The following is an 11,572-nucleotide window of genomic DNA, read 5'->3' as shown; positions in this document are numbered from 1 at the left end:
GAGTACCCCGAAGGGCCTTTCCGCTCGACTTGCATGTGTTAAGCACGCCGCCAGCGTTCGTCCTGAGCCAGGATCAAACTCTCCAAACAATGCTTTTGGAAAAGCTGTCCAAGCAATCCGTCAAATCAATGACAGGGTTTTGCATGTAAATCATGCACTGGCTTTTAGCACACTGTTGAGTTCTCAAGAAACGGACGCGTACAACCCCGCCAGAATCCCTTTCGGACCCTAGCGGTGAGGGCGCTCACATTTCATTTCCTTCAGTCTACCAGATTTGGGTGTTTCTTGTCAAACCGCCCGTTCCGGTAGCTTCCGGACCTGCCTCTCCTCGAGGCAACCCTGCTAACTTACTCGAACTTTCAGCCTTTGTCCAACCACGTGGTAGGACCAGCCCGAAAGTTCGGGATCGATCAGAGGGGTGCCAGGGCGATCAAGCCCTGCGTTGAAAACTGTAGCAGCCTCAACGGCGTCGAAGGTCCATCTTCGGTAACGAATGGACCTTCCCCGCGTGCGTACGTTCAAACCCCGAGCCCGGAGAGCTGAGCCTCAAGGCGCGCGATGTCCGCGGACGCCTGCTCGGCCCTGGCCCTGACCTTGGCCACCACGTCTTCCGGCGCCTTGGCCATGAACTGCTCGTTGCCCAGCTTGGCCCACACCTGCGCGGCCTCCTTGCGTGCCACGGCCAGGTCCTTCTCCAGCCGTTTGCGCTCGGCCACGACGTCGATGGCGCCCGCGGTGTCGATCTCCACGCTCACCTGGCCCACGCTGAGGCGCGCTGTGGCGCTGAACGACTCGGGCGGCTCCGTGAGGCGCAGCAGCGCCCGGATCGCGGCTTCCTGATCGGCCAGCGGCGTGCCGGCGAGCCCCAGGCGGGCGGCCACCTTCTGACCGGGCTTGAGCCCTTGGTCGGAGCGGAACCGCCGGACCTCCGTCACCAGCTCCTGCAACGCCCCGATCTCGGCCTCGGCCGCCGCGTCGGCGTAGCGCGCGTCGGCCTCCGGCCAGGGGGCCACGACGACCGACTCGCCCCCGGTGACGGCCCGCCACAGCTCCTCGGTCACGAACGGCACCAGCGGATGCATCAGCCGCAGCAACGCGTCGAGCACGTGGCCGAGCACCATCCGGGTGTGCTCAAGCCCCTCACCCAGCTGGATCTTGGCCAGTTCGAGATACCAGTCGCAGACCTCGTCCCACGCGAAGTGGTAGAGCAGATCGGACGCCTTGGCGAACTCGTACTCCTCGAACGCGGCGTCCGTGGCCGTGATCACCGCCTGCAGCCGCGACAGGATCCAGCGGTCGGCCGCGGTCAGTTCGGCGCCTTCGAGGGATCCGATGGCGGCGCCGTTCATCAGCGCGAAGCGGGTGGCGTTCCAGATCTTGTTGCAGAAGTTGCGTGAGCCGGCCGCCCACTCCTCGCTCACCGCGACGTCAGCGCCGGGGTTGGCGCCGCGCAGCAGGGTGAAGCGGGTGGCGTCGGCGCCGAACCGCTCGACCCAGTCGAGCGGGTCGACCACGTTGCCGAACGACTTGGACATCTTCTTGCCGTACTGGTCGCGCACCATGCCGTGCAGCGCGACGACGCGGAACGGCGGCGCGCCGTCCATGGCGTACAGGCCGAACATCATCATCCTGGCCACCCAGAAGAACAGGATGTCGTATCCGGTCACCAGGACGGACGTCGGGTAGAAGCGCGCCAGCTCCGGTGTCTCCTCCGGCCATCCCATGGTCGAGAACGGCCACAGCGCCGAGGAGAACCAGGTGTCCAGAACGTCCGGGTCCTGGGTGTAACCGGCGGGCGGCTCCTCGTCGGGGCCCACGCAGACGACCTCGCCGCCCGGCCCGTACCAGACCGGGATGCGATGCCCCCACCAAAGCTGACGGGAGATGCACCAGTCGTGCATGTCGTCGACCCAGTCGAAGTAGCGCTTGGCCAGCTCAGGTGGGTGGACGCGGGTGCGGCCGTCGCGCACGGCGTCGCCGGCGGCCTTGGCCAGCGGCGAGACGTTCACGAACCACTGCAGCGACAACCTCGGCTCGACCACGGTCTTGCAGCGCGAGCAGTGGCCGACCGAATGCAGGTAGGGGCGCTTCTCCGCGACGATCCTGCCCTCCGCGCGCAGTGCGGCGACCACGGCGGGGCGGGCCTCGAAGCGGTCGAGCCCCTGGAAAGGGCCGTGCGCGGTGATCACACCGCGTTCGTCCATGACGGTCAGCGACGGCAGCGAATGACGTCGTCCGATCTCGAAGTCGTTGGGGTCGTGCGCGGGGGTGACCTTGACCGCGCCGGTGCCGAACGCCGGGTCGACGTGCTCGTCGGCGACCACGGGGATCATGCGCCCGGTGAGCGGCACCTCGACCATCGTGCCGATCAGGTGCGCGTAGCGTTCGTCGGCGGGGTGGACGGCCACGGCGGTGTCGCCGAGCATGGTCTCGGCGCGTGTGGTGGCCACCACGATCTCGTCGGAGTAGCGGATCGAGACCAGCTCGCCCTCGTCCTCGCTGTGCTCGACCTCGATGTCGGACAGGGCGGTCAGGCAGCGCGGGCACCAGTTGATGATGCGCTCGGCGCGGTAGATCAGCCCGTCGTCGAACAGCCGCTTGAAGATCGTCTGGACCGCCCTGGACAGGCCGGGGTCCATGGTGAAGCGCTCACGCGCCCAGTCGACGCCGTCGCCGAGCTTGCGCATCTGGCCGAGGATCCGGCCGCCGGACTCCTCCTTCCACTCCCAGACCCGCTCGACGAACGCCTCGCGCCCCAGGTCGTGCCGCGACAGGCTCTCTTTGGCCAGCTCACGTTCCACGACGTTCTGGGTGGCGATGCCGGCGTGGTCCATGCCGGGCAGCCAGAGCGTCTCAAGCCCGCGCATGCGGGCGCGGCGCGTCAGCGCGTCCTGGATGGAGTGGTCGAGTGCGTGCCCGATGTGCAGGACGCCGGTCACGTTGGGCGGCGGGAGGACGATGCTGTACGGCTCGCGCGAGCTGCCCGGGTCGGCGTGGAAGTAGCCTTCGGATACCCAGCGCTCGTAGCTTCGGGTCTCGACGTCGGCCGGTGTGTACTGGGTGGGCAGCTCTGGCGTTGTCACAGTGACCAATTCTAGGGAGGCGGGCAAGCGGAACGCCCCACGGTTCGCGGCCCCGCCGTCGCCAGGATCCTCTTGGACACCGAAAACGCCCCGCGACCTCCGTGGTCACAGGGCGCTCTGCGGGCCGTTGTTCAGGCCGACTTCTCCCGGGGCGTGCGCTGCTGCTTGGCGGCGAGCTGGTCACGCGGGACGAGCGTCGGGATCGCGTGCTCGATCACCGACTCGCGGGTGATGACCACGCGGGCGACGTCCTGCCTGGAGGGCACCTCGTACATGACGGACTGGAGCACCTCCTCCAGGATCGCGCGCAGCCCGCGGGCGCCGGTGCCGCGCAGGATGGCCTGGTCGGCGATGGCCTCAAGGGCGCCGTCGGTGAACTCCAGCTCCACGCCGTCGAGTTCGAGCAGCTTGCGGTACTGCTTGACCAGCGCGTTGCGCGGCTCGGTGAGGATCTGGATGAGCGCCTCGCGGTCGAGGTTGTGCACCGAGGTGATGACCGGCAGGCGGCCGACGAACTCGGGGATCATGCCGAACTTGAGCAGGTCTTCCGGCATCACGTCGCCGAAGATGTCGGCCGTGTCGACCTCTTCCTTCGAGCGGATGATGGCGTTGAAGCCGATGCCCTTCTTGCCGATGCGCGACTCGATGATCTTTTCGAGGCCGGCGAACGCGCCACCGCAGATGAACAGCACGTTCGTGGTGTCGATCTGGATGAACTCCTGGTGCGGGTGCTTGCGGCCGCCCTGCGGGGGCACCGAGGCCGTCGTGCCCTCCAGGATCTTCAGCAGCGCCTGCTGCACACCCTCGCCCGAGACGTCGCGCGTGATCGACGGGTTTTCGCTCTTGCGGGCGATCTTGTCGACCTCGTCGATGTAGATGATGCCGGTCTCGGCCTTCTTGACGTCGTAGTCGGCGGCCTGGATGAGCTTGAGGAGGATGTTCTCCACGTCCTCGCCGACGTAGCCGGCCTCGGTCAACGCGGTGGCGTCGGCGATGGCGAAGGGGACGTTGAGCATCTTCGCCAGGGTCTGCGCCAGCAGCGTCTTTCCCGAACCGGTGGGCCCGAGCAGCAGGATGTTGCTCTTGGCCAGTTCGAGGCCGTCGTCTCTGCCCCGGTCTCCGGACTGCACCCGCTTGTAGTGGTTGTATACCGCCACCGAGAGCGCCTTCTTCGCCTTGTCCTGACCGATGACGTAGGCGTCGAGGAACTCGTAGATCTCCCTCGGCTTGGGCAGGTTGTCCCACTTGAGCTCGGAGGACTCAGAGAGCTCCTCCTCGATGATCTCGTTGCAGAGATCGATGCACTCATCGCAGATGTAGACGCCTGGACCGGCAATGAGCTTCTTGACTTGCTTCTGGCTCTTCCCGCAGAAAGAGCACTTCAGCAGGTCTCCCCCGTCGCCGATGCGTGCCACCCCAGATACTCCTTTGCGTGGGACCGCCCTGCTCTCGCGAGCAGTTGTCTCCGGACATCCTCCGGACTTGGCCGAACCGCTCAGGTTTCGACGTTACCGTCTTCTGGGCCCTCAGTGAGCCCCCTAGCGGCGAGTCGCACCGGAACGTGCCCTATTGGGCAGCGCTCCGGTGCGTCACGTCTCGTCTAGGAAGCTACGGCCTGAGCCCGTTTCTTCCTGGACGGAATGATGTCATCGATCAGACCATACGCCTTTGCCTCGTCCGCGTTGAGAATTTTGTCGCGTTCGATGTCCCTGCGGACGTCGGCCGAGGGCTTGCCGGTGTGCCTGGCCACGATGTCCTCGAGCAGAGTGCGCATGCGAAGGATCTCGCGGGCCTGGATCTCGATGTCGCTGCCCTGGCCGCCGCCCTCGGTGGACGGCTGGTGGATCAGTACCCGGGCGTTGGGCAGCGCGAAACGCTTGCCCGGCGTGCCACCGGCCAGCAGCACGGCGGCCGCGGAGGCGGCCTGGCCCAGGCAGACGGTCTGGATCTCCGGCCGGACGAACTGCATCGTGTCGTAGATCGCCGTCATGGCCGTGAACGAGCCGCCGGGCGAGTTGATGTAGATGCTGATGTCACGGTCGGGGTCGAGCGACTCAAGCGTCAGCAGCTGCGCCATGACGTCGTTGGCCGACGCGTCGTCGATCTGCACTCCGAGGAAGATGATGCGGTCCTCGAAGAGCTTGGTGTACGGGTTCATGGTCTTCACCCCGTACGAGGTGCGCTCCGTGAACTCCGGAACAATGTAGCGGCTGTAGATATCCACTTCAGCTTCCTTAGGAGACGGGGCCCTGCGAGGGGACCTGTCGCGCACTGCGGACGACGAGGTCGATGAAGCCGTAGTCCTTGGCCTCCTCGGCAGTGAACCAGCGGTCGCGGTCGGAATCGGCCTCGATCTGCTCCAGCGGCTGCCCTGTGTGGAAGGCGATCCGCTCGGCCAGCGTCTTCTTCACGTAAAGCATCTGCTCGGCCTGGATGGCGATGTCGGCCGCGGTGCCGCCGATGCCGCCCGACGGCTGGTGCATCATGACCCTGGCGTGCGGCAGAGCGTAGCGCTTGCCCTTGGCCCCGGCGGTGAGCAGGAACTGCCCCATCGAGGCGGCCATGCCCATCACAACCGTCGACACGTCGTTCGGTACGTATTCCATCATGTCGTAAATCGCCATGCCCGCGCTCACCGAGCCCCCCGGCGAGTTGATGTAGAGCGAGATGTCGCGCTCGGGGTCGTCGGCGGCGAGCAGCAGCAGCTCGGCGCAGATGCGGTTGGCGATCTCGTCGTTGACCTCCTGCCCGAGCACGATGATCCGCTCGCGGAGCAGGCGCTGGTAAAGCTGGTCTTCAAGCCGGAAGGCGGAGCCGTTCTCACGGTCTCGAGACTCGGGCTGATAGAAGGTCGGCGGGCTGGTCACAGCGTCACCTTCCGATGCGTCGTAATCGATTGGCTTTGCTTGTGACCTTAACGCGCGCCGCCCATAGGTCATGCCCGGTCCCCGTGCTGTTCGCTGACGGCGCATGTTCGTAAAGGCACCTCTGCTGTTACCCTGCGCGACTTTTGCGGCAATCGTCCCCGGCTCAGGTGTGCTGCCGGAGCGGGCGCGCGTGACACGGCCACACGTCCCTGAACGCCCTCAGATGGCGAGCGGGCCCGGTGGACGCGTGGGAAGCCTCTCAGAAGGCCCTCAAGCGTCCTGGGCCGCTCTCGGGGCACGCACGGACCCTGGCAGACATAGCGGGCGGGACCGGCAAGGGCGACGGGCCGGCGAGCCCACCCGGTACCAACATGGTCCCCTTTTTGGCCCAAGAATGGCCAGAGCCCCCGAACGGATCGACCGGTTTCGGGGGCTCGGCTACGTCTGGGCGCGGGAGTTACGCCTCTTTCTTCTCCTCGTCGGCCGGGGCCTCGTCCTCGACGACCTCGCCGCCGTTGATCTCGCTGTAGATCGCCTTGAGGTCGACCTCGTTGCCCTCGGTGTCGACGACCTTGGCCGCGTCGCCCAGCACCGACTTGGCCTTGTCGCGCACGATCTCGACCATGGCCAGCGTCAGCTGGTCGTTGTCGGCCAGGTGCTTGGCCAGCTCGTTGGGCTGGACGCCCATCTCCATCGCGCGGCGGACCACGAAGTTGGTCAGCTCCTGCTCGGAGACGCCCAGCTCCTCGGACTTGACGATCTTGTCGAGCACGAAGCCGACCTTGAGCGCCTTGGCGGAGTTGCTCTCGAACTCGGCGAAGCGCTCCTCCTCCGTCGTCTGGTAGAGGCGGAAGAAGGCGTCGCGGCTCAGGCCGCTCTCGGCGACCTGGTGGTCGAGGTTGTGCTTGCGAGCGTCGACCTCGGTCTTGAGCGCGCTGTCGGGCAGCGGAATGTCGATCTGGTCGAGCAGGGCGTCGAGGGCCTTCTCACGGGCCTGGACGACCTGGTCGATGAGCTTGTTGCGGCGAGCCTGCTCGCGGATGCTGTTCTTGAGCTCGTCGAGCGTGTCGAACTCGCTGGCGAGCTGGGCGAACTCGTCGTCGAGCTCCGGCAGGACCTTCTCCTTGACCGACTTGACGTTGATGATCACGTCGGCTTCCTCGCCGGCGTTCTCGCCGCCGACCAGCTCGGTCTTGAAGCTCTTCTCCTCCTCCGCGGACATGCCCTCGAGCGCGGCGTCGAGGCCCTGCAGCACCGAGCCGGCGCCGACCTCGTAGGAGACCTCGTTGGCCTGCTGCTCCTCGATGTTCTCGCCGTCGATCTCGGCGCGCAGGTCCATGACGACGAAGTCGCCGTTGGCGGCCGGGCGCTCGACGCCGGTCAGGGTCGCGAAGCGCTGGCGCAGCGCGTCGAGCTGCGTGTCGACGTCCTCGTCGGAGACCTCGGCGGAGTCGACCGTGACTTCGGCGCCCTGGTAGTCGGGCAGCTCGAAGTTGGGCCGGATGTCGACCTCGGCGGTGAACTCGATCTGCTCACCGTCGTCGATCTTCGTGACCTCGATGTCGGGCTGGCTGACGGGGAACACGTCGACCTCGTCGACGGCCTGGCCGTACAGCTTGGGCACCGCGTCGTTGAGGGTCTCCTCCAGCACTACCGCCCGGCCGAAGCGCTGCTCGATGATGCGGGCCGGAACCTTGCCAGGCCGGAACCCGGGGACGCGCACCTGCTGCGCGACCTTCTTGTACGCCGCATCCATGCTCGGGCGCAGCTCGTCGAACGGCACCTCGACAGTGAGCTTGACCCGGGTCGGGCTGAGCTCCTCGACAGCGGTCTTCACGGAATGGTCTCCTTGATCAAGCTACGAGTGTTCGCGGGCGCGTCCAATCGGTACGGCTCGCGCGCCGCGCCCACATGTGCGGTGTTGGGCATGCTCCGCCACGGCGGGTTCCAACGCCGATGGCCAGTCTAGGGCAGATGCACACCCAACCACGACGCCAACGCCGTCACGACTCACCTGCGATCATCCGCGACTCGTCATCAGAACTCGTCCGCGATCGTCCTCAACAGCTCGATCGTCTCATCCGGGGTGGTACTCACGGCGCACAGACGCTCCATCACCTCGGTGTATCTGTCCACGTCCTCACGCTTGTCCAGGTAGAGCGCGCTGGCGAGCTGCTCCACGTACACCACGTCCGGCAGGTCGGTGTCGGGGAAGCGCAGGATGCTGAACGCGCCTCCCTCCGAGGGATGCCCGCCGAAGCTGAACGGCATGATCTGGATCGTGATGTTCGGCTGGCGCATGAGGTCGATGAGATGCTCGATCTGGGCCCGCATCACCTCGACGCCGCCGATGGGCCGCCGCAGGGCGGCCTCGTCGATCACGGCCCAGAAGATGGGCCCGTCAGGCCTGTCCAACATCCGCTGGCGCTCCAGCCGGAGATCGACCCTTCTGGCGATCTCCTCTGCTCCGATGCCCGCCGATCCGGCGGTCACCACAGCCCTTGCGTACTCCTTGGTCTGCAACAGTCCCGGCACGAACTGGACTTCATAGGTCCTGATCCTGGCGGCGGCCTCTTCAAGGCCGACGTACGCCTGGAACCACGTGGGCAGGACATCGTTGAACCGGTGCCACCAGCCCGGCTCGTTGGCGGTGGCGACCAGGTCGAGCACGGCGGAACGGGCCTGCTGGTCCACGACCCCGTACAGAGTCAGCAGATCCGCCACGTCGCGCTCTTTGAACCCCACTCGGCCCAGCTCCATGCGGCTGATCTTGGATTCGGAGCCCCGGATGAGGTGGCCCGCCTCCTCACGAGTGACGTTCTTTGCTTCCCTGAGCTTGCGCAGTTGGGAGCCCAGGAGGATGCGCAGCGCCGTCGGTCCGGAACCCGGCTGGTTCTGCGTCACTTTGCCTCCTATCAAGGTCCGCACACACAGTGACACCACATTGCCGGGTATGACAAGGTCTCAACCTCGTGTCCGATTCGGATACCTATGCCCTAAACGCCGCTTGCTGTTGCACAAGGCACCTGCACGTGCATTTGGGTCTTGCAGCAGCCGCGATCGTGACCCATGATGGCTTAGTGCATATTGGGCCAAACATGCACTAACCAAGGTTGAACGGGGAGGTATCGGCAGCATGGTGGAGGATCCTCTGGCCACTGCCGATTGCCTGCAGATCACCCGCGAAGTGGGCTTCGACCACCTGCTCATGGGGGGCGGCAAGCCGTACACGACCGCGTGCCCGTTGCCCTTCCAGGCCGACTCGGTGAAGACCGCCAGGGACGTGACCCGCTCCACGCTGCGGCGCTGGGGACTGCACGACCTGAGCGACGACGCCGCGCTCGTGGTGTCGGAGCTGGTGACGAACGCCGTGCGCTACGCCATGTACGCGGCCGGGCGGCGGGAGATCGAGCTGCTGCTGATGCGGGTCGCGCCGCACGTGCTGCTGGCCGTGGCCGACCCGAGCGACGAGGTGCCGCGGCGCAAGGAGCCCGACTTCATCTCCGAGAACGGGCGCGGCCTCTACATCGTCGAAACCTACAGCCAGTGCTGGGGCTGGGACCCGCTGGCCCGCGGCGGCAAGGCCGTCTGGGCGCTCTTCCACGCCGACGCGTGACCCGTCCATAACCTTGCGCGCCGACGCGTGACACGTCCAGGACCTGCTGCTTTCAGCGGCCTGCCGCCGCTCAAAACCCCCATCCCGTACGGCTCCGCCGTGGCCGGCCGCCACCCGCCGCACTTCGCCTGAGGACCTTCCAGGAAGACGCCCGCTGAACCCTTCAGTGGCGGGCCGCCGCTACGCGCGCCCCGTGGGCCGTCTCCGTGGTTCCAAATCGTTACCGGAATCCGCACGCCCATCTTCGTGACCAGAATGCTAATTTGGTCATCAGTCAATGGTCATCGGTCAACAGTCACGAGGGAGGTGGGCGTGCGGAGCGGTCAGGACGGGCGGGCCGACCGGATTCTCGACGCGGCCAAGGAACTGCTGCTGCGCTGGGGGTACCGGCGGGTCACGATCGACGAGATCGCCAAGCGGGCCGAGGTCGGCAAGGGGACCATCTACCTGCATTGGCGCACACGAGAGCAGTTGTTCTTCGCGGTGGCCGCCAGGGAGGCGGTCGCGATGTTCGACGCGGTCGTGACGGCGATGCGGGACGATCCCGGCGAGATCGCCCTGCATCGGTACATGCGCAGGTTCTTCATGGAAGCCATGGGGCGGCCGGTGCTGCGGGCGGTCTTCACCAGGGATGTGGAGACGCTCGACAAGTTCCTCTCCAGCCCGGCCAGGAAGCCCCTGGAGGGGGCCAAGCTGCTCGCCTCGCGCGAATACCTGGGCGTGCTGGCCGAACACGGGCTGCTGCGCCCGGGGCTGCGGCCCGAGGACCTGGACTACTCGCTGCCGGCGATCGTGTTCGGGTTCTTCGGGATCGAGCCGCTGCTGCCCGCCGAGGTCACGCTCGACCTGGCGGAGAAGGCGGAACACCTCGCCGACACGCTGCGCAGGACGTTCGAACCCGCCGGCCCGCCCTCCTGCGAGCCCGCGACCGGGCGGGTGATCGAGATCTTCGAGGGGCTCTCCCGTGACTTCCGGAATGCCGCTTATGGAGGCGATGACGATGGGGCATGACATCGGCGGGCTGCACCACGTGGGACACCTCGTGCACGACATGGGGCAGGCGCTTGAGCGGTATCGGCGGCTGGGGTTCGCGCTCCCGGATCCGGCGTACCCGGTGCTGGGCGAGCCCCCCGAGCCGTTCGGGGTGGGCAACACGCACGCCTACCTCGCCGACGGGTTCATCGAGTTGGTCAGCGTCGCGGGGGCGTCCGGACGGGTGCCCGACGACGTTCGGCTGATTCCGCTGCACGCTCCGGCGGAGCGGCTGCCCGCGCTCAAGGCGGCAGTCAGCCGCGCCGCGGCGAACCTGGACGACTGCCTGCGGCGCTTCGAGGGCGTGCACATCCTCATGTTCGACTCGGCGAACATCGACGCGGCCGCGGCGCGGCTGACGGAGAGCGGGGTCGGGCACGGCGGGGTGCTCGACACCCAGCGGCCGGTCGAGACGGAGGACGAGCTGCGGATGGAGCCCGCCCGGCTCCTGGAGATCGACGGCGTGGAGGTCGGCCGCGTGCCGGAGGGGCGGGTGGGGGCTGGCCTCCAACGCCACCGCCTTCAGCGTCGAGCATCCCAACGGGGCGGTCGGGCTGGTCGAGTGCGTGCTGTGCGTCGCCGACGCCGACCTGGACGACGTCGAGCGGCGCTACGCGCTCTACCTCGGCCGTACGGCGGACCGGGACGCGCGGAACGGGCTCGTACGGACGTTCCCGCTCGATGGGGACGCGAAGGTCACGCTGGCCGCCGCGTCGGGGCTGGATGGGCTGCTTCCCGGTGAGGTTCCTGGGGGATTGCCGGGATTCGTGGCGTACGCGGTGGGTGTGCGGGATGTCGCGGCGACCGAGCGGCTCCTGCGCGGGAACGGGATTCCCTTGGGCAGGACGTCGTCGGGGGAGGTCTTCGTACCCGCGCGGGAGGCGTTCGGCGTGGCGATCATCTTCCGCCAGACGGCGGGCTGACCGAACGTAAGCAGGGCCAGGAGCACAAGAGCCGCAGGCGTCTGGGCCCGC

Annotated in this window: 10 protein-coding genes and 1 rRNA gene; 4 read left to right on the top strand and 7 right to left on the bottom strand. The window is 67.0% G+C overall.

Annotated elements, in window-relative coordinates:
* The 7 genes from ACFOY2_RS18720 to ACFOY2_RS18690 form a co-directional block, all read right to left on the bottom strand.
* A 16S ribosomal RNA gene (locus ACFOY2_RS18720) occupies positions 1-89 on the bottom strand; the annotation flags it as partial.
* A 429-nt stretch (positions 90-518) separates the two neighbouring features.
* Positions 519-3,092, bottom strand: coding sequence for a valine--tRNA ligase (locus tag ACFOY2_RS18715; RefSeq protein ID WP_379529319.1), 2,574 nt, complete (start codon positions 3,090-3,092; stop codon positions 519-521).
* Positions 3,093-3,214: 122 nt separating this feature from the next.
* Positions 3,215-4,498: an ATP-dependent Clp protease ATP-binding subunit ClpX gene (gene clpX, locus ACFOY2_RS18710; RefSeq protein ID WP_043640058.1), complete on the bottom strand. Its 1,284-nt coding sequence runs from the start codon at positions 4,496-4,498 to the stop codon at positions 3,215-3,217.
* Between the two features lie 185 nt (positions 4,499-4,683).
* Positions 4,684-5,307, bottom strand: coding sequence for an ATP-dependent Clp protease proteolytic subunit (locus ACFOY2_RS18705; protein ID WP_449290135.1), 624 nt, complete (start codon positions 5,305-5,307; stop codon positions 4,684-4,686).
* A gap of 10 nt (positions 5,308-5,317) precedes the next feature.
* Complete coding sequence (locus tag ACFOY2_RS18700) at positions 5,318-5,950, bottom strand: ATP-dependent Clp protease proteolytic subunit (RefSeq protein WP_379529318.1); 633 nt, start codon at positions 5,948-5,950, stop codon at positions 5,318-5,320.
* Positions 5,951-6,407: 457 nt separating this feature from the next.
* Positions 6,408-7,787: a trigger factor gene (tig, locus tag ACFOY2_RS18695; RefSeq protein WP_379529317.1), complete on the bottom strand. Its 1,380-nt coding sequence runs from the start codon at positions 7,785-7,787 to the stop codon at positions 6,408-6,410.
* Between the two features lie 200 nt (positions 7,788-7,987).
* Complete coding sequence (locus tag ACFOY2_RS18690) at positions 7,988-8,854, bottom strand: helix-turn-helix domain-containing protein (protein ID WP_379529316.1); 867 nt, start codon at positions 8,852-8,854, stop codon at positions 7,988-7,990.
* A 232-nt stretch (positions 8,855-9,086) separates the two neighbouring features.
* On the opposite strand from ACFOY2_RS18690, the gene ACFOY2_RS18685 reads away from it, so the two are divergent.
* The 4 genes from ACFOY2_RS18685 to ACFOY2_RS18670 all read left to right on the top strand — a co-directional run bounded on the left by ACFOY2_RS18685 (position 9,087) and on the right by ACFOY2_RS18670 (position 11,521).
* On the top strand, positions 9,087-9,566 hold the full coding sequence (locus ACFOY2_RS18685) for an ATP-binding protein (protein ID WP_357814898.1): 480 nt from the start codon (positions 9,087-9,089) through the stop codon (positions 9,564-9,566).
* Positions 9,567-9,878: 312 nt separating this feature from the next.
* Positions 9,879-10,577 (top strand): TetR/AcrR family transcriptional regulator, encoded by a 699-nt coding sequence (locus tag ACFOY2_RS18680; RefSeq protein ID WP_379529315.1) that lies wholly within the window; start codon positions 9,879-9,881, stop codon positions 10,575-10,577.
* Positions 10,567-11,340 (top strand): VOC family protein, encoded by a 774-nt coding sequence (locus ACFOY2_RS18675; RefSeq protein WP_379529314.1) that lies wholly within the window; start codon positions 10,567-10,569, stop codon positions 11,338-11,340. Before ACFOY2_RS18680 ends, ACFOY2_RS18675 begins: the two co-directional genes overlap by 11 nt.
* A 13-nt stretch (positions 11,341-11,353) precedes the next feature.
* A complete protein-coding gene (locus ACFOY2_RS18670; protein ID WP_379529313.1) occupies positions 11,354-11,521 on the top strand; it encodes a hypothetical protein in 168 nt (55 codons plus the stop codon).
* The last annotated feature ends 51 nt before the right edge of the window (positions 11,522-11,572 follow it).

The sequence above is a fragment of the Nonomuraea purpurea genome (assembly GCF_042650645.1).
Lineage (GTDB): Bacteria > Actinomycetota > Actinomycetes > Streptosporangiales > Streptosporangiaceae > Nonomuraea > Nonomuraea purpurea.
Note: the sequence above shows the minus strand (reverse complement) of the source record. Positions and strands in the feature narration are given on the sequence as shown.

Coding starts and splice junctions, on each gene's coding strand:
- ACFOY2_RS18685 (WP_357814898.1), top strand. CDS start 9,087: ATGGTGGAGGATCCTCTGGCCACTGCCGATTGCCTGCAGATCACCCGC.
- ACFOY2_RS18675 (WP_379529314.1), top strand. CDS start 10,567: ATGGGGCATGACATCGGCGGGCTGCACCACGTGGGACACCTCGTGCAC.